Here is a 17,433-nt window from a genome sequence, read left to right as displayed (position 1 = left end):
CAGCGCAGGCACGGGACTCCATCGGTCACGAAGCGTAGAGAACTCCGATGATCAATGGACCCGTGCCTGCTTGCTACCCCGGGGTCCCACCCGCCCAGACGCCCCACCTATTGCCGGTCGCTCTTAGTCAATTCACGGCTTCGATGATTGCGGCAACGCGCGGTGGGAGCAGGCGTCGGGTTTCAGTGACTGCGACGAGTGACGCAAGGTTCCTCCAGGTTTGGAGCCGGAAGTCGACCACGTCGAGTCCGTGCATAGTCGCCAGCGCTGTTTCGACGTCAGTGACGTTACCGGGCTGATGTGGGCGGGCACCTCCTCGGTTACCGTCGGGATGGTCGGTTTCGGGGAGGATGCGATCGATCGGTACAAGGTCAAGTGCCTCGCTCCGCCGGATGGTCGCGGCGTTGATTGAAAAGTATGCACCGAGGTCGATCGCTCGGCTGGTAGCTGCCCTGCCGCCAAGCCACCAATGCAGGATCGCACCGGTGATGGGATTTCGCTCGAGGTGATCGACGATTTCGGTCGTCGCGCCGTAGCTATGGATGGACGTAAGGCGTGGACTTCCTTGAAGCTGGGTGAGGACCGACTCGAGAACTTCGTGCTGCTTGCGCAGACGGGATGCGATCTTTGCGTCGAGCCCAATCTCACCGACGTACGCCGTCCGCTCGATCAGCCCGCCAAACCCTTCGGGATCGTAGTTCTCCAACGATTCCTTCATGCCCGGGTGGACTCCGACGCCCCACACGGTGAGGAGGTCGCCGGGCTGGCGCCGCAATGCCATGTGCGATTCAGCGAGGCTCCGGCTGGCGGCGAAGACGACGGCGCGAAGGTTCAGTAAGTCTCGTGGACTGACCGCAGTATCGACGTGTGCGTGAAGGTCCAGTGCCGGCAAAGTGGTCATGCGAGCAATCCCAGTTCCCGGGAGCCGCGTAGGCACAAGTCGCGGGCCGCGCTGGCCGTGTACCCAGACGGCAACCGCATGGAGGCGATGTCGCTAACCCTGATCCCACGCGCCACGAAGCCCTTGATGCTGGGAAGAATGGATGATCTCTCCAGTTGACTCTTTACAGAGTCGGTCGGCGGCGAGTCGATTATGTAGATACTCTTATCAATAAGCCCTGCGGCCGTGAAGGATGCGCGACGCACCAGGCACCCAAAGCAGGTGCCGCAGTGGTCGGTGGCCGAGACGCCGAGCCATCTCCTGTTGGTAAAAGCGCACGAATTGGTGGCGCTGAGTAGCTCGGATGCTGCGGCGTCGCCCACCTGGTCGGCAAGCCAGCGGAACATCTCTCCCTTGGTCTCGGCCGCAAACGGATTCAAGAGATTCGCCCATGCGCCGGCCTGCTGAGCAAGTCGCGAGAACTCCTTTAGGAACCAGGGATGAGTGGTTCGGGTCGACAGGCTGCCTAGCTGGTCTGGCCCGAGAGGTGGATTCAGCGAGGCGAAGCCGTTCTCCGGTATCCAAAGCTCGGTCTCGTTGATTGATGCAAGAGCGAGCCCGAGCGCGAGGAAGAGAAAGGAGCGCGTCCGAGTGGAGTTCTCGTTACGGAGCTTGTAGCCTCCGGGTTGCGTCCTCCGGCGGGTGAATATGAGCTGGAGATGGTGCTGCATAGCCCTGTCCGGGCGAAGGTGCCTGATCCGCTCGGCCACTTCCTTCTGAATGGGCGAGATCGAGGTAGCCCCGACGTGGGAGACGAGAAGATGTTCTTGTGGTCGGGTGCGGGCAAGGAAGGCGCCGATGGCGGAGTCGGCGCCGCCGCTCATAAGCACCACCCGCCGGGCTTCTGGGTATCGATTTCCGGCCACGGCTTCGCGCGGGATGCGTGCGCCCCGGAAGGTGAGTTGCCACGAGTCACCAGACAGGAAGGCAAGGAGCCCTTCGAGTTCCATGGCGATGGCATTCCAAGGGTTCGGATCGCGCACCGGGACGGTGAGCGTGATGTTGCGCTTGCTCCAGTTTGCTTGGCCGACTTGCCTGGGGACGGAGCGATCTGCGGCGTAGACCATCGCGGCGAGACGAAAGAGTTCGATGTTCGCCGGTCGTACGGGACCGAGCCCACCGAGCCTCGGTCCGAGTTGGGTTCTGAAGGTGCCCTTGCCTTCGTTGGGCCAGAAGAACGTGCGTTCAGCGACGTCTCGGGTCACGGCTTGAGGAACCTGAAACTTGAGGCGAAATTCCGCCATCAGTCCTCCTCATAGATCGTTCGGAGGTACTCGAGGCCATCCTCGATGGCCTCGGTAAACTCGCTAGGACTGGGACCTGCCGGTGAGAGACTCGCGTGTGCAGCAAGTTCCTCGGCTGCTTCGCGAACACCATCCTCGAACTCAGCGCGCTGCGCCCCAGTCATGTCCTTGGTGTTGAGCTTCGCTGCCGTCTCCACGAGGTAGGCCTCGGCCAAGATCAACGCGACGGCTTCTTCCGCGATCTGGCCAAGCGACACGTCGGTTGCGACACCGTCTCTTTCGACGAGCCACTCGGCAAGTCGACCGACAACTTCCAGCTGCTCTGCCGTCTCAATCGTGCCCTGTGGGAGGTCCTCACAGACCCGCTGCGTGATCTGGTGGGCGACATCAAAGATGTTCGGGTTCTCGCGTAGCGCGTCGTAGTCGAGGCCGAGGTCTCGAAGAACCTGCGCATCCCCAGCGCGGTAGGCATACGCGGCCGCAGCGCCCCGTCCGGCCGAACGTGCGAATTCGGTGGTCGATCGTATGGGCGGGTCTGCGCTGCGGCGGCCTCGGCCGGAGCTGCTGCCTCCGCGCGACGAGCGGAACAGTTTGGTTGCAGCAAGTACCCGCCGTGCAGGCGAGTTCGCGGATGGCTTCGACGTCAACGGCATCGTTGGCTGGGATTGGCTGTCCCCAGCGACAGGCGATGCGTTGTCGCCGCCGGGAAGGCTGGCGAGCCAGTCGTCAAGGCCGTCGCGAACGTCGCCTCCAGCGGCACTGCCAGAGTATGAGTTCTTCGTTCCCACTAGCGCTGTCTCCCCGATCTGCCCGTGGGCGGAGGTGTCCTGAGTGCCCTCTTGATATTGCCGTCAGGCAGGCGAGCGGCGAGATCGTTGATTACATCCTTCATCTCAGGAATATCGCAACCCGCAAGGATGATGGCCGTTCCTGGCTGAAGGTCGGATGCTGGCAGTCGCCGGAATGCGTCGAGGGCAGCGGGCTGCGCGGAGCCGTGGAGGCTCGCAAGTCGTACGATCCCCGAGACAGCGCCGCGTTGCTCCTGGATACGATCGCGAGCGCGCAGGGCGAGGTGCCGCACGAGTTGGCTCACGTCGTCTGGGGTGAGGGCTCGCAGGCTGTCGTCGGTGAGTTGCCGTCTGTCAAGAGTCCGGGTGGAGGTCAACTGAGCGGCGAGATCCCGGAGGTGCTGCGGTAGTTCCGCACTGACAAGCAGATCGCCTCGAAACGATGCTGCGAGGTGAAGGTACGGACTCAGGTCAAGGTCATGCAGATCAGGCGGAAGCTTTGCCCAACGAATCATATCGTCAGGAAAGTGTGATGCGACGCTGGGCGCAGGCTTGTATACGGCCGTTGCGCCCTCTTCAGGGTCGCCGGCAGGTTCCGTATCAAAATCAGCCGCCGTCGCTGCGGTGGTCACCTCTGGAGCGATCGACTCGACGGCTTCGTCCCTTTCGATGACGTTCGGTTCCCGCGCCTGCTCTTGTATCGGCCGGTTTGCCTGCGTCTCGAGGGCCTCAAGGCGCTCGCGGAGCTCGCCGGTGCGAAGCCAAGACAAAACGGCCTGGAACTGGTCCGGCAGCAGTACCTCAAGCACCATGAGTTTCGCGACGACGTCGAACTCGAGCATGATCCCGCGCCGGGCTGCGATCGACCGTCTGATGTTCAAGTCGTTGAGGAAGCGCTTGATCCGCCGCGGATTCCCCCGCAGCTTCTCGTACAGGATCGTGGTCAGGCGCCGAGCGAAGGAAAGCTCCTGCTGGACATCGAACCCGTCGGGCGCCTTGAGATCATCGAGCGCACCAGTAGCGCGGAACCGCTGACACTCGGCGATGACCTTTTGAAGCTGTTCATCGGTCAGGCGATTGTCGACGCGGTTCTGCAGCTGGAGCAGGAGCACGTACGACTCCGTGTCGAAGGCGCCGAGAGCTGGCAACGGGACCGTGGTCTGCACAATCTTGTGCAAGTAAAGCTTGGAGGGCGGCTCTGCAGGCAGTGCATCGTCATCATCGGCGCGCTCAGCTGGCATGGTCCACTCGGGCAGCCTTGTGCGGATCGCGTCTGCGACCCGGTCCTCATCCGCTGCGATGACAAAGGCCATACCTTCGACGCTGAGGAAGAGCCGGATAGCTTCCAAGGTCTCGACCACGGTGTCCACGAGGCATCTGTCAAGATCATCGACAAGCACCGCCACGCGGCGAACGTGCTTCAGCTCCTCCAATCCCAACAGCTCCGCGAACTCGGCTTTGAAACCCGCAAGCCCCCGAGGCTCGTCCCTCCCGTCCCCGCCCGCGGTGCCAGGCTCTCGAATCAGACCCAGAACAGCATCGATGCCGGGCAGCTGCACTGCTAGCGACGACTTGGCTGCAAGCTTCACGGCCTTTGCCCAGTCGATGCGATCGGAGAGCTTTTTCAGAAGCCTCTTAATTTTCTCTCTCTTGGTCTCCTCGACCTCCGCGAGGCGGCTTGCAAGCTCCTTGGAGATCTCATCCAGGACCTCGCCGATCAAGCTCTCTTTAGCGCCAACCGCGGGGTCGTAGCGCCAGGGATCCGTGCGTACCGTGAGGATCTTGGCTGCTTCCGGATCGCTACGAGCGTCGAGGTCTGCCTTGATCAGTTCGAGGACAGTAGTCTTGCCGCTACCCCAAGGGCCGGAAAGCCCGATCGCGAGCGGGTCGAGCGCGTCGTCAAGTACTGCGTCGGAAATAGTTTCAGCGATCGCCCGAGCAGCAAGGAAGTCGATCTTCGATGGCTCATCAGACCACAGCCGCCCGCGGAGATTCGCTTCGACGGTCATGATGCCTCCTCATGCTCACTCTTGCCTGAGGTGAGGCGACAGTGCGGGTGTCGCACACCCTCCCGCTGCGGGGATTGCTCCAGGCTGGGCTGACTCGCGGGCTGGGTGGTTCAGTCCGCGTGTGCCGGCCAGTTGATTGTCCCAAACTCGATCCAGGCAAGCCCGGTCCAGGGCCGTCATTGCCGCCGCTGGTGTCGGCAGGTGCCTGCGATCCGGATCACGATTGCCAGAAGTGTCCACAATCGCCCCATTGAACATTGAGCTGGTGCAACCCGCAGGGTCCAATGCGTTGGAGCGCAATTGCGAACTTCGCTCCAAGCGGGGTCGCTGCGGTCGATGCCGTAGCGGTCGCGGTAGGCGGCGATCGTGGTCGCGGCTCGCCACATCCTTCTCAGCGTCGCTGCGGTGGTATCGGACCGCAGTTGGCCCGGCCGTCCAGGCCGGGCCAACGGGAACCGTTGTGCGCAACTGAGCCTTTCCGGGTAAGGCTCTGATCACCGGACGCAGTGTCGGAGATGCCCAAGGGTGTACGGGAATCGCCTTGGTAGGCCGGGATGGACTGTGAAGGCGCGGAACGCCGGTACGAAGTGTTCCTCTCACAGACCACTCACTCCGGAGTTCCGCGCCGCCCATGAGTGAGTCATTTCCCACCTGATGGTGCAGGTCAGTGGCGTGGAGGAGAACAGGTACTTGATCCGCCCGCCCGCAGCGGCGAGCGCCCGCAGCTCGGGCAGGCTGCGCGGTGGGGCGGCGGTGTCGGGCATGTTCGGCAGGGTGCCAGAACCGAATGGTTACGCGCCATCGGGTTTGCCTGCCGTGCGTGTTTCGCAACCAGCGAATCCGCTTCCGCAAAAGGCGGATCTCTCCGGTGGCGGTGGCCAACTGCTCGTGATGCTGTAACCACCTATCCGGCCCCGATCGTGGCCTTGGGCTGCCTGCCATCGGGGATCCTGGGTTGACGGTCGCGTAGCCGACGGAGAGGCGCTGGCTGATGATGTCCAGCGCCTCTCCCAAGCCCGGACCGCCGTGATATCTCACAACCGTCTCACGGACGGCCCGGGACGGCCCGGCAAGGCTCGATGCGGGTCGGACCGTCGCTTGGCCGTTGACCTGCATGTTCGGCATGATTCGGTACGGCCCGGCAGGTGCCGGTAGGCCCGCTAGTTCTCTGGGGGTCAAGGGGTCGTCGGTTCAAATCCGGCCGTCCCGACAGAGAAGAAGCCCTGACCAGCGGAAACGCGGTCAGGGCTTCGACTTCTTTCTATGAGGTTTTGAACCGTCCCCCGAAAACCCCCCGTTTACCGGGTGCGGCAATCAAGTTTGTCATCGGTGTGCATCGTTGTGTGCTGTGGGTGCGTGCTGTCCGTTCGGGTTGGCGGCGAGGCGTTCAAGGACGTCGGAGACGTCCGGTGCTTGGACGGGCTTGGCGATGTAGTAGGTGGTGGTGACCTCCTCGCTGGAGTGTCCCAGCTGTGCCGCGGCGCTCTTGGTGTCGGTCTCCTCCTTGATGAGGGTGGCGACGGTTTTGCGGAAGGTGTGTGGGGTGACCCAGTCGAGGTCGGTGTCGGCGCGGGCTTGGCGCCACTGGCGGCGGACGTTGTTGGGGGAGAGCCAGGTGCCGCGTCGGGAGGCGAAGATCGCATCGTGGGGGTTGTCGGCGGCCATGAGTTTGCGGGCCAGGAGCATGCCGACGGCGAACCGGGGTAGCACGAGCATCCGGTAGCCGGCGTCGCTCTTGGTCCAGGGTTGTCGGAAGATGCCCTGACCTTTGACATAGACCAGCGTGCCGCAGATTGTCAGGGTGGGGCGTTCGACGGCGAGATCGAGGTCTTCCCAGCGGAGGGCGAGGATCTCACCGATGCGGGCGCCGGTGGCGAGCATGAGGTCGACGATGTCGGCCAGGTCTCCGGTGTGTCGTGGTCCGGGCTTGCCGGGAACCGGCTGCTGCCAGTCGCGGATCGCCGTGCGGACGGCTTGGAGGTGTTCGTCGGTGAGGGCGACAACTGTACGGCGGGGTTTGCGTAGCCGGCCGGTGTCGCGTACGGGATTGGTCGGGATCGCGCCGTGCCGGACGGCCAGCGCGAACATCTGACTCAGGACGACTTTCACGCCTTTGGCCGCCGACGGGCGGTCCTTGGCGATGTCGCGCAGGAACCGGTCCAGTCGCCCGACGCTGGCCTCGCGGATCCGGAGGTTACCGAGGGCGGGCAGGATCGCGGTGCGCACACTGGTCTGGTACCGGTGGATCGTCTGCGATGTGATCCGTTCCTCGGCGGTGATCTCCTCGATCCACAGGTCGGCGAGCCTGCTGATGCGGGTCTCCCGGGTGATCTCGTCGTCGTTGGGGGTGCTGCGGTCGCGGAGCTTGACCTTCAACGCCCTGACGGCGGCCGGGCCGGTGGTGTCGGTGACCTCGATGTCGCGGGTCACGCCGTCGTAGTCACGGAACCGGGCTCTGGCGCGGAACCGGCCAGGGCCGAGTCTCTCGGTGCGGATCTTGCCGGAGGTGCCGATGGGCAGTTCAGGACGGGCCATGGCTCATCGCTCCGTGTCGGTGTGTTCGTCGAGCCAGCGTTCGACCTCGCTGCGTCGGTAGCGCAGGGTGTTGCCGACGCGGATGGCGCGGGGTCCTTTGCCTCGGCTGTGCCAGGCGTAGAGGGTGTTCTTGGGCTTGCCCAGCCAGGCAGCGAGGTCATCGATGGTCAGTAGCGGATCGGGCCGCCATTCGGGGGCGGCCGAGCCGTTCATCGCCGGCCTAACGTGTTCGCCGAACCGGGTTGCTGGGGCGGTCCGGCGCGGTCGGCAGCGTTGCGGTGGCCAGTGGCGTCTGACGGCGCGGATCCGGGTGCGGGTGGGGGGTAGGGCGGGCATGGATCGGTTTTCCTTTCGGGATCCCAGCCGTGCCGGGACCTGGGGTCCGTGGCGCTGCCGCTGCCATGCGCGATCGCTAGATTTGTCTGCTGTGGACGTCTATCCACCCGTTGCGGCCCCAGGGTGTCAAGCCTGCCGTTGATCTCTGCGTAGGTGAGACTCTGCGGCATGTGAGGGCGGGCATCCTTACGCTGACCCTTCAGAACCTGGCGTGGATGAGGGGCGGCTGCGGAGCCTTCGCCCGATGGTGAGATTTGGCGTGAGTTCGTACGGAGCTCGGGCGCGTAGGAGCGTGTTGACCAGGCCGTAGCACTCGTTCGCCTGGTCTTGCCAAGTTCGATGCAGATTCGGAGATTCGCAAGCGTTCCCATGATGGGTGGCCTTTCGGTGAAGGTGAGGGTGCTCGGGTGGGCGCTGGCTGCGGCGCACGATCGGCGGGAGGGCCGGGTGCCAGCTAGCACTGGAGAATTGGGGAGTGCGAGACTGGTGTGCTGGCCGGACTTGCCGGCGTCAAGCCGAGATCCGGCTGACCAGGGCGCAGGCGTTGACGCCGCCCTTTCGCGTTCCTGAAGTCGCGGCACACGGTGGAGCACCACGCGTTGACGGCAGTGGCGATTGCGTGTTCGCAGGGTGAGGAGAACCGACCACGCGGGCACAAGATGCCCAGCTGCGGATCCCACCGTCGGAGCCGGGAGCCACGCAGCTGTTCGCCGTTGGGCCTGTCAAGGCTGGCGATATGCCGAGATCTCGCCCCGTCCGGCGCGCAACTACGCTGCGGCCCGGCCGCTGCCCGGAGTCGGGTTACGAGTCAACGAGGTACGCGGCCAGGATCTCGCTATCGAGGTACAGGCCGGAGTACACATGCAGGTACGCCAGAGAGAGCCTACGGAGATCGATGTACCCGGAAGGTCGACGACATCGGCCGAGCAAGTCTCCAAGTCGCACGGCGAGCCCAATCGCTGACTACACTCCGTCATTTCCTGGGCGAGGCGCGCTCGCACCGGATCGCGGCAGATGAGTGAACAGCTGCGCCTGACGAGTGGGGTGAGTGTGTAATCTGCCGGCCGTGGCGCGAAATGATCGTCAGGTGTTCCGATACCTGGTGGACTTTGGTGGCGGTGAACGAGACGTCGTGTCGTTACTCGAGCCTGACTGGGTGTTTCAGCATGGACTGCATCCGGAGGCGGTCATGGCGGTCGTGCGTGAGGGCGCGGACCCGGACGTGCTGGCGCCCGCCGACGTTCAGGAGAATGGCCCGTTCCTTCGGCTGTTGTCGAGGGTCGTCTTCGAGAACATTGACCAGTGCGGCTCACTTCGGCGAGAGGCGGAGATCCAGGGCAGCGGCTACGTCTTTCTACTGGACGAACGCACGCCCGGTCCTGGGGGACGGGTTAACCGGGACGACATCGTCGGTGCGGTTGAAGTCAGTAGCGGCGAGCCGGTGGCTGGTTCTTACCAGCACAATCCACGCCACCGCCTGTTCACAGCGGCCGGCTGGTTCCGGCTGCCGACAGAGATCGAGGCGGCGCTATATAGCCGGCTACGCGCTCGAGCCAACGATCAGCCGGCGTGAGGAGGATGCACTGTTCGCGGCGCGATCGGCCGTCCCAGCCCGGCGCCGGCGTCGCCTTCGGTGACGATCGCAGCGCGGCAGATCAGTGCGGGGCATCGAACGTCTTGGGGAAGAGCTGCATCGGTATGGGTTGCGGAAGGCCCCTGTCCCACCCTCGCCGTGGTGGATCTGCACTCGGTAGTGTGCCGTGCCCTGTGCGCCGTCACCTGTGTGCTGTGCTGGGCCTGCGTTGTGTGCTGGGGAGTCGAACCCCTGCGCCTGCCCGCGGCGCGCCAGGAGTGAACCGGATTACCCGCCGGCTCTCGGGTTCGTGCACGCCTCCACGTCGGCTACCTGCTCCGCAACTCCTCAGTCCAGCAGGCCGACCTACCAGTTCGTCCGTTGGATCACGGTGTCGACCTCGCGTAGTTGCCGGGCGAGGTCGTCGGCCTGGCTGCGCAGTTGCGCCACCGGCAGCGCCGGGATCATCTTCAGCTCCGACCGCAACTGCCGAAACCCGCGCTGGCCTTCTCCGGCTGCGGCATCGGCGGCAGACGTGACCAAGCTGTGCCGCACGCGCAACACGTCGCGGCGTGCCAGCGCGTCGGTGAGTGTGCCACCCTCAACATGCGTGGCGGCGTTCGTGCGGTTGATCCGCCGGATCAACGACTCCAGTTCCCCGAGCACCTCGCCCGCCTCCGCCAGTAGAGCCGCGGCGTCCTCAGCAGGCGTCTCACCCTCCTGGTATCGAGCACTGGCGACGATGCGGGCGCGGAGTTGTTCGGCGCGGCGCGCCGCATCTGCGCGCAGCGCAAGAGCCTCAGCGAGCTTCATGGGCACCAGTATGACCAGCGAAGATCACTGCCGCCTTCCAATTTTGCGGACCACGGCACGACGGAGCCGTAAGGACGGCACGCCGGTTGCGGCATGTGCGGATACCGGATCAAAGGCAGTCAGCCTGACCAGCCGGCATCCTACGATGCAGAGGATGATGCGGTTGTCGACCGCGCGGGTAGGACGGGGCAATGGCATGGAGCGAGGCTCCCGCGACGAGATGCTCGGCCGCCTGGCCGCGGCAGTCTGGTCCGTCACGGCTGCACACCCGACGCGAGTTGCCATCGACGGACCGCCCGCCGCCGGCAAGACCACGCTCGCCGACGAGCTGGCCGTCGTCTTGCGCGCACAGGGCCGGGACGTCATCCGGGCGACAATCGACGATTTCCTCTTCCCTCGGGCTCAGCGCTATCCGCGCGGCGAGTACTCGGCCGAAGGCTGCTACTTCGACACCCACGACCACGACGCGCTGAACCGGGTTCTGCTCGATCCACTCGGCCCGGACGGAGATCGACGCATCCAACTCGCCGTCTACGACCACACCTCGGACTCGGTCCTGTCCCCAGCGGTCATTACCGCGCCCCTCGACGCCGTGCTGGTCTTCGACGGCGTCTTCCTCATGCGTCCGGAACTGATAGACCGATGGGATCTGCGCATCTTCGTGTCGACCGCCCTCGACGCGACGGTGGATCGTGCCGTGATCCGAGAGAGCCGGGTGTCATCTCAGGCTGAGGTCGAACGTCGCTGGCGCGAGCGGTACATCCCCTCCCAAAAGTTTTACTTCACTACGGTCCGCCCGACCGATCACGCCGACATCATCCTGCACAACGACGAGCCCCAGCAGCCAGCATTGGCCGACCGAACACACGGCACGACGGAGCGTCCGACCCACCCCGGCGCCTTTCACGCAACGTGACGCCCGACCTGCGGCATGTCCGTGCGTTGTCGCCGCCCTACACTCCTTCCCGTTGCCGGCACATCGTCATGAAGGAGTGGCACGTGCGCTCGACGCTGACTCTCGCGGCGATCACGCTCGACTGCGCCGACCCCCTGGAGTTGGCCGCGTTCTACCAGCGGGCCACCGGACTCGCACTGCATCCCAAGTCCGACGACGAGTTCGCCGGGCTCACCCGTGAAGACGGGTTGTTCATCGGCTTCCAGCGAGTTAGCGACTACCAGCCACCACGCTGGCCGGAACAGAGTGTGCCCCAGCAAGCACACCTCGACTTCACAGTCGACGACATCAACGCAGCTGAGGCCATGCTCCTGGAGCTGGGTGCGGCAAAGCCCGAGCACCAGCCGGACGGAGATCGATTCCGGGTACTCACCGATCCGGCCGGGCACCCCTTCTGCCTAGTCCCGCGTCAGGACTGACGTCACCTTCAGCGACGATCGCTACGCGGCATGAGCGTGCACCGGATCTGCGCATCGCTCTCTCATACAGCCCATGAGCTGGACCCGACTGCTCCGAGCTCGACCCGTACGGCAGGGACGTCCAGGCTGAGCGTGCCACGGAAGCCGATCGCCGCGACAGTATCTAGTGATCCCGGCGGTCAGCTCTCTGGCGGCCTACTCACGCACGGTAGTTCAGGCTACGAGCAGGCGGAGACCGAGCTCTGCCGCGTCGAGGGCGACGAGGTCGCGGTTACGCTCGGCCCACCGGCCTGAGGAAAGATCTTCGCGAAGTGTGCTGACTGCCCGTTGCTCAGCCTGCTGCCCGACTCTGGTCCATACCGAAACCGCGCGGCGTACATGTTCGTCCAGATATGCCTCAGGCCGGCGCCAGTACGCCTCGAAGAAGCCGTCAGCGCAGTCCCACGGGACGAGCACCGGCTCCGCGCGTCCGCCGATCGCGCGGGTCAAGTCGGCCAAGGACGGCCAGCCGACGAGGAGGTCCGCGAACTCAGGTAAGTAGTCGCGGGTGAGCCAGAACCGCTGACGCCAACCCGTGTCATCGGCGTCGTACGTGAACACCACCACGCGGCGGGCCACACGCCGCATCTCACGCAGCCCGGCGACCGGATCCGGCCAGTGATGGACAGTGCTGACCGCCATCGCGGCGTCAAAGGACTGGTCGGCGAACGGCAGGCTCTCCGCAGCGGCGGCGACGCACGGTGCCGCGCCCACGGGACGCTGCGCCCGCATGACCGCCGACGGTTCCACCGCCGTGACATCGCGGTCGGGTGGTTCGTAGGAGCCGGTGCCAGCCCCGACGTTCAGTACCGTTCGTGCGTCCCCTAGCGCGTCCCAGATCCGCGCGGCGATCCGTGGCTCGGTGCGCCGCGTTGCGGGGTACGCGGACCCGATCGCGTCGTACAACTGCGCGCCGAACACTCTCAGCTGCTCCTCTGGCGTCGTCCTGATTCCCAATGCGCGGGCCTCCAGTTCCCTGTCGATGGCCGCCACCATCGCAGCAGCGCGGTCGCGCTGGTCCATCAACAGCCCGCGCAGCCTGCACAGGTGCGCAACCGCGTCGGTGGCCGGATCGCCAACCAGATCCGCGATCTCCCGCAACCCGAAACCGAGCCGCCGGTAGGCGAGCACCTCCCGGAGCCGCTCCACATCGCCTGCAGAGTAGGCCCGGTGCCCAGCCGCGGTCCGCGTGGACGGCTCCAAAAGGCCGATCTCGTCATAGTGATGCAGCGTGCGGACGCTGACGCCGGCCAACTCCGCCACACGCCCCACGGTCAGGTGCTCCTCCACACCACCGACTATCTGGCATAACGCCGCGTGAGGAACAAGCGCTTCACTGCTGAAATGATCGATCTTCCGCTCATCGGCAGAGCCGTGAAGGCGGCTACGTCCCGGAGGCCATGTACGCGGCGAGGATGTAGTTGGGGTGTCGGTCGAGGTTCTTGCGGGCGCGGTCGTAGCGCATGGTGGTGCGGGGGTCGGCGTGGCGAGCGGCGATCTGCACGTCGCGGAGGCTGACGCCGGCGTCGAGCATGGTGGTCACGAAGGTGTGGCGAAGCATGTGGGGGTGCATCCTCGGCATTCGGATCCCTGCCGCCTGGGCGAGGTGTTTGAGTCGGCGGGTGGCGGCGTGCCGGTCCATCCGCCGGCCGTGGGTGTTGCGCAGGATCGGCCCATTGGTGCGCTCATCGACGGCCCGGTCGATGGCTCGGGCGACTGCGGGTGGCAACGGGACGAGAACTACCTTGCCGCCCTTGCCACGCACGCGCAGGACACGGTGACCGTGTTCCTCACCCAGGTCGGCGATGTTCGACCCACAGGCTTCGAAGATCCGCAGCCCGAGCAGGCCCAAGAGCGCGACCAGGGCGAAGTCGTTCGGGTTCGAGGACTTCCGGGCTGTGGTGATCAGGGCTTCGAACTGCAGGTGACCCAGTCCGAGGGTCGGCGACTCGGCAGGCACCGTGGGTCGACGGACGTAGTCGGCTGGCGAGTGCTCCAGGATCGCGTCGATGACGCAGACCCGATAGAACCCGACCACCACCGACAGGCGCCGCGACACCGTCGAGGGCTGGTACCGGCGCACGTCCTGTAGCCAGCGCACGTACCGCTCGATGTCCACCCGCGCTGCAGCCAGCGGGTCAAGGCCGTGCTCGGTGCACCAACGGAGGAAGACTCGCAGGTCCGACTCGGTATGGACACGAGTCTGCCCACGGTACCGGCCCAGGAAGGCCGACACTGCAACGCGCAGAACGAGTTGATCGGAAGATTCGGCGCTGGAAGCGGAAGCAGAAGAGATAGTCATACATCACGGTGCGTCACCGCCGGCGACGAACACCAGCCCTCCCGAAGCGGCAGAAGCCTGCAGTCGGAGTTGGTTGATCGAGGCAAACAGCCAAACCCCCATGGATCGTCAGGACGGATGCCGCCGTCCGATCGACAAGCGATGGTGACGCGCTGATGATCTTTACAAGGCTCGAAAGCCGTGCGAGCGTCGGTCCGTGCTCCCCATTAGCCTTAGCAACTCCGCAGACGCATCACCGCAGGCTCCGCTCGGGGTCCTCGGGGTCCTCGGGGTCCTCGGGGTTCTGTTCCTTACGTTCGCCCTCGGAAACTTCGTCCTACGGCTGTGGGCCGAGCGTCGCCTACGAGCAGGCAGAACGCTGCCGGGACCATTCCGAGTACTTCGCCTGTTCGTCAACCACCCGAAGCTCTTCTTCGGTGCCCTGTGCACGCAGATCACGATCGGCGTCCTGCTGTTGGTCACCGCCGTTGTCACGACCGATCGTTGAAAGTCGGCTCTCCCATCGACCGTCTACGGCAGGACTCCCACAAGGGGGCGGTCTCCTCAGCGCGCCCGCCCGGCGGCAGATCTGGACGCCGAATGGGAGAATCGGACAGGTGGAAGTTCGCATCGCCGCCGTGCGTCAAGGTACGCCCACCATGGTCGAGGCCGTGTTGGCCGGCATTCGGTTGGATGCCGAATGGACTGGGCGTCCCGCCCTGCCGGGCGACGTCGTCGATGTCGAACTCGACATCGACGACGTGCTCAGATGGGGCGACACGATCGCGATGGCCAGCGCCGAGTCGGCGCTGCACGAAGGGCCTCGACTCCGCGGAACTGTCGAACACCACGAGCAACAAATCCTGACCCTACGGATCGCTGCCGGACTGCTGCAGGTCGAACTCGACGACGGCCCGGTCGCTATCCCGCCAGGCACGGCCGTTGTCGTCGTTGCCCAGCACCCCAAGCTGTACCCCACGGGAACATGAGCCCTGACGGGCTCCCCGATCCTGGCGGCCTTCGCATAGCTCGCGGCAGATCAGCGCGCCGGAAGCTGGCGGCCGCTTTGCTCAGTCAGCCGGTTCTCCTAAAGCGGCGAGGCCTGTGGGTGGGCGTCCGCTAACGTCTCAGGGCCCGGATGCTTACACCGATAAGAATATTGTGGCCCCGAAGGGATGCCTGTCGCCGTGAGGGTTGCACCGCAGATCGAACAGTGTGTCGCCGTCCAAAGATTATGGACATTGCGCGCAAAGCTCCGCGCCTCCGCATCGGAAAGCGTTTGTGCCCATTCGTTAAAGTGTGCACCAGCCGTATTGCGCAGGACATACAAGTCGTTAATGCGATTGGCTGGCTCTATTATATCCGACGGGAGGCTTGCCTTGCGTAAGGCGCTGTACACCGGTTGCCATATGCCCTCCAAGGTATAGCGATCTCCTTCCATGCGGGTCACGCTCACTCGCATAGAGGCCGACAAGATATCGGCGAGTTCCTCCAATGCCTTGCCGGCGTGGCCGACCAGTATGTCAGTCTCGGAGTTCTCGATTTGTTGCTCAAGTTGCGCTGGCGTACCCAAAAAGCCTTGACGGACCACTGGCCCACTCTCTGGCGACCAGGCGACCACACGTAGCGTCTTGAGGGGAAATCCCTGACGACGGGCCTTATCTTCGATCAGGCGGGCCCAGAGCCTGTCGTGTACCGTTATGACGAGCTGCCACTTCTTGAAGTTGCCGTCGAACATGTATGCGAGCACCGCGGTCCGATGAACCGTGTCGACGCTCTGCCATACGTCATCAAGCACGAGGACCGGCGCTTGTCCGCGTTTAGTGCAGGCGCGCGCCACCTCGAGCATGAGAAGCAACGCAAGTAGATCCAATGCCCCTTCGCTCAGAACCTGTCGAGGATCGACATGATTTCCTGGCGTCAAGGAGCAAGTGATATTCAGTTCCCCCTCCTCGTCGCCAACTGCGATAACGATTCCTAGAACATGCGGTAGCCCGGCGATATGCAGAAACGCGGCAGTGACCTCACTACTGATCTCAGCTAGCAGCGCCGGGAGTTCGCTTGCGACAACCGGCGGAAGCTCCCCCGGCGTTCCTCCCGCCGCCTGGGTGGCCGCCTCCAGCTGCTCTCGGAGGTCGTGCCTTGTTTCTAAATCCGCCGCAAGATCGGAGTTTGCCCGCTGGATATAATTCGGGAGGCTTCTGATCGCCTTCATCCTTTGTGGCGAAGATGCGCCATAAGGCGTCGATCCGGCCGCGGTCGCATAAGCCGGCCATTGACGGGCTCGCCATTGATAGAATGTGACGCGGTCGCTGACTGGAATGTCAGAAATGGGAACGTCGGCGGCGATGGCGAGGGCAATTTGCGATTTCAAGATCGCAGTCTCCGCGACGTCAACGGCCGCCGCCAGCCGCTCCGCCTCCAAAGCATGGTATCCAGCATGACGGTACTCTCGCCGGAGATAATCGAAGAAGAACCGCATTCGCTCTCGATCTTCGAGATTCCAAAACACATCGATATCTGCTCTGCTGATAGTCGCAGGCGCCAAATGGAAGCCAGGTACAATTTCTCGCCTCAAATGTTTGCCCAGGCTTGATGGCCGTGGTCGCCCCCTTTGATAACGCTTGCCGCCGACTTCGACGACGACGTTTGGCCGGCTCGCTAAATGCAGCAGGTCCCGAGCTTCTCGCTTGACTTTTGTGCCAGCATTCCCGCGCCGACTGACTCTACCCCGGAGTGCAAACTCTACAGCGTCCACGATGCTGGTTTTTCCCGTTCCATTGTCCCCTAGGATCAGGAGGCTCGTCGGCTTACCGTCTCGGGCAGCGAAATCGATAGTCAGGCAATCTGTGACGCCACGGAAAGACTGAATTTCAAGTGCCGAGATCTTCGTTGCAGCCAAACGCTGGGGCATCGTTGCAACATTCGGCTGGGCAGCGCCTAGGCGCTGGCTTGCTTCTCGATGTTGATTCGCCATCGTCGCATCGTATCCGTGCACCGCTACGCGGCGGAAGGTAAAGGTCTCCACCTTCGCCCCACTCTCAATAGCTTTGTGGATGCTCCTCATGGTCGGAAGATCAGCTTCCTGTGCCAGCAATGACGTCGTCGCGCGCTATCATCGGCATGAGCGCGCGCCTTTGCGTTCTGATCGAGGCTTGGACTGCGGTTCGGGCAGCCGTGGGTACCGTGAGTTGCTCGGGTGTAGGGCAGCCACCTGATGATGGTGGATCGAGGTGGCTGCCCGCAGGTGACGACGACTGGTCGTGTTAGACCGTGCGTCTACGTACCGCTGGGACCGTTACGATCGGTCCCTGAGCTGCGGGAATCTGGTTCGGATTCTGCCAAGTATGGTCCACCGGGGTTCGATCCCAGAGTGGTCCACCGGGGTTCGATCCCAGAGTGGTCCACCGGGGTTCGATCCCAGAGTGGTCCACCGGGGTTCGATCCCAGAGTGGTCCACCGGGGTTCGATCCCAGAGTGGTCCACCGGGGTTCGATCCCA

The 17,433-nt window shown here is 64.2% G+C and carries 15 protein-coding genes; 4 read left to right on the top strand and 11 right to left on the bottom strand.

Annotated features, from left to right (window positions below):
- Positions 1 to 127 precede the first annotated feature (127 nt).
- From E0H26_RS28900 to E0H26_RS28870, 7 genes are all read right to left on the bottom strand, one after another.
- Positions 128 to 901 (bottom strand): TatD family hydrolase, encoded by a 774-nt coding sequence (locus E0H26_RS28900; RefSeq protein WP_131309641.1) that lies wholly within the window; start codon positions 899 to 901, stop codon positions 128 to 130.
- Positions 898 to 2,184, bottom strand: a complete 1,287-nt coding sequence (locus E0H26_RS28895; protein ID WP_131309640.1) for a hypothetical protein — start codon at positions 2,182 to 2,184, stop codon at positions 898 to 900. The genes E0H26_RS28900 and E0H26_RS28895 overlap by 4 nt, the downstream gene beginning before the upstream one ends.
- Positions 2,184 to 2,972: a hypothetical protein gene (locus E0H26_RS28890; RefSeq protein ID WP_131309638.1), complete on the bottom strand. Its 789-nt coding sequence runs from the start codon at positions 2,970 to 2,972 to the stop codon at positions 2,184 to 2,186. The genes E0H26_RS28895 and E0H26_RS28890 overlap by 1 nt, the downstream gene beginning before the upstream one ends.
- On the bottom strand, positions 2,972 to 4,981 hold the full coding sequence (locus tag E0H26_RS28885; RefSeq protein ID WP_131309636.1) for a KAP family P-loop NTPase fold protein: 2,010 nt from the start codon (positions 4,979 to 4,981) through the stop codon (positions 2,972 to 2,974). The genes E0H26_RS28890 and E0H26_RS28885 overlap by 1 nt, the downstream gene beginning before the upstream one ends.
- A gap of 596 nt (positions 4,982 to 5,577) precedes the next feature.
- Entirely contained in the window at positions 5,578 to 5,745 is a 168-nt protein-coding gene (locus E0H26_RS30235) for a hypothetical protein (protein ID WP_240742449.1), read from the bottom strand.
- Positions 5,746 to 6,304: 559 nt separating this feature from the next.
- Positions 6,305 to 7,516, bottom strand: coding sequence for a tyrosine-type recombinase/integrase (locus E0H26_RS28875; protein ID WP_131309634.1), 1,212 nt, complete (start codon positions 7,514 to 7,516; stop codon positions 6,305 to 6,307).
- A 3-nt stretch (positions 7,517 to 7,519) separates the two neighbouring features.
- Positions 7,520 to 7,729: a helix-turn-helix transcriptional regulator gene (locus tag E0H26_RS28870; protein WP_131309632.1), complete on the bottom strand. Its 210-nt coding sequence runs from the start codon at positions 7,727 to 7,729 to the stop codon at positions 7,520 to 7,522.
- Positions 7,730 to 8,918: 1,189 nt separating this feature from the next.
- Here E0H26_RS28870 and E0H26_RS28860 point away from each other — a divergent pair.
- Complete coding sequence (locus E0H26_RS28860; RefSeq protein ID WP_131309628.1) at positions 8,919 to 9,425, top strand: hypothetical protein; 507 nt, start codon at positions 8,919 to 8,921, stop codon at positions 9,423 to 9,425.
- A 366-nt stretch (positions 9,426 to 9,791) separates the two neighbouring features.
- Here E0H26_RS28860 and E0H26_RS28855 read toward each other — a convergent pair whose 3' ends face one another.
- Positions 9,792 to 10,238, bottom strand: a complete 447-nt coding sequence (locus E0H26_RS28855; RefSeq protein ID WP_131309626.1) for a DIP1984 family protein — start codon at positions 10,236 to 10,238, stop codon at positions 9,792 to 9,794.
- A 196-nt stretch (positions 10,239 to 10,434) separates the two neighbouring features.
- On the opposite strand from E0H26_RS28855, the gene E0H26_RS28850 reads away from it, so the two are divergent.
- Together E0H26_RS28850 and E0H26_RS28845 are read left to right on the top strand one after the other, a co-directional pair.
- Positions 10,435 to 11,154, top strand: coding sequence for a cytidylate kinase family protein (locus E0H26_RS28850; RefSeq protein ID WP_240742450.1), 720 nt, complete (start codon positions 10,435 to 10,437; stop codon positions 11,152 to 11,154).
- Positions 11,155 to 11,237: 83 nt separating this feature from the next.
- Entirely contained in the window at positions 11,238 to 11,612 is a 375-nt protein-coding gene (locus E0H26_RS28845; protein ID WP_131309624.1) for a VOC family protein, read from the top strand.
- A 213-nt stretch (positions 11,613 to 11,825) separates the two neighbouring features.
- Here the strand turns inward: E0H26_RS28845 and E0H26_RS28840 are convergent, their stop codons facing one another.
- A complete protein-coding gene (locus tag E0H26_RS28840) occupies positions 11,826 to 12,941 on the bottom strand; it encodes a MerR family transcriptional regulator (protein ID WP_131309622.1) in 1,116 nt (371 codons plus the stop codon).
- Between the two features lie 94 nt (positions 12,942 to 13,035).
- Positions 13,036 to 13,953 (bottom strand): tyrosine-type recombinase/integrase, encoded by a 918-nt coding sequence (locus E0H26_RS28835; RefSeq protein ID WP_131309620.1) that lies wholly within the window; start codon positions 13,951 to 13,953, stop codon positions 13,036 to 13,038.
- 596 nt (positions 13,954 to 14,549) lie between these two features.
- Between E0H26_RS28835 and E0H26_RS28830 the strand changes: the two genes are divergently transcribed.
- On the top strand, positions 14,550 to 14,921 hold the full coding sequence (locus E0H26_RS28830) for a hypothetical protein (protein ID WP_131309618.1): 372 nt from the start codon (positions 14,550 to 14,552) through the stop codon (positions 14,919 to 14,921).
- A gap of 98 nt (positions 14,922 to 15,019) precedes the next feature.
- Here E0H26_RS28830 and E0H26_RS28825 read toward each other — a convergent pair whose 3' ends face one another.
- The gene (locus E0H26_RS28825) at positions 15,020 to 16,999 is read right to left on the bottom strand and encodes an AAA family ATPase (RefSeq protein ID WP_206025435.1); all 1,980 of its coding nucleotides are present in this window, start codon (positions 16,997 to 16,999) and stop codon (positions 15,020 to 15,022) included.
- Between the last annotated feature and the right edge of the window lie 434 nt (positions 17,000 to 17,433).

This window comes from Micromonospora zingiberis (assembly GCF_004331455.1).
Classification (GTDB): domain Bacteria; phylum Actinomycetota; class Actinomycetes; order Mycobacteriales; family Micromonosporaceae; genus Micromonospora; species Micromonospora zingiberis.
Note: the sequence above shows the minus strand (reverse complement) of the source record. Positions and strands in the feature narration are given on the sequence as shown.

Bases quoted from the DNA above. Each gene is read 5' to 3' on its own strand.
- E0H26_RS28900 (WP_131309641.1), bottom strand. From the start codon at position 901: ATGACCACTTTGCCGGCACTGGACCTTCACGCACACGTCGATACTGCG.
- E0H26_RS30235 (WP_240742449.1), bottom strand. From the start codon at position 5,745: ATGCCCGACACCGCCGCCCCACCGCGCAGCCTGCCCGAGCTGCGGGCG.
- E0H26_RS28875 (WP_131309634.1), bottom strand. From the start codon at position 7,516: ATGGCCCGTCCTGAACTGCCCATCGGCACCTCCGGCAAGATCCGCACC.
- E0H26_RS28850 (WP_240742450.1), top strand. From the start codon at position 10,435: ATGGAGCGAGGCTCCCGCGACGAGATGCTCGGCCGCCTGGCCGCGGCA.
- E0H26_RS28895 (WP_131309640.1), bottom strand. From the start codon at position 2,184: ATGGCGGAATTTCGCCTCAAGTTTCAGGTTCCTCAAGCCGTGACCCGA.
- E0H26_RS28825 (WP_206025435.1), bottom strand. From the start codon at position 16,999: ATGAGGAGCATCCACAAAGCTATTGAGAGTGGGGCGAAGGTGGAGACC.
- E0H26_RS28855 (WP_131309626.1), bottom strand. From the start codon at position 10,238: ATGAAGCTCGCTGAGGCTCTTGCGCTGCGCGCAGATGCGGCGCGCCGC.
- E0H26_RS28885 (WP_131309636.1), bottom strand. From the start codon at position 4,981: ATGACCGTCGAAGCGAATCTCCGCGGGCGGCTGTGGTCTGATGAGCCA.
- E0H26_RS28870 (WP_131309632.1), bottom strand. From the start codon at position 7,729: ATGAACGGCTCGGCCGCCCCCGAATGGCGGCCCGATCCGCTACTGACC.
- E0H26_RS28835 (WP_131309620.1), bottom strand. From the start codon at position 13,953: ATGACTATCTCTTCTGCTTCCGCTTCCAGCGCCGAATCTTCCGATCAA.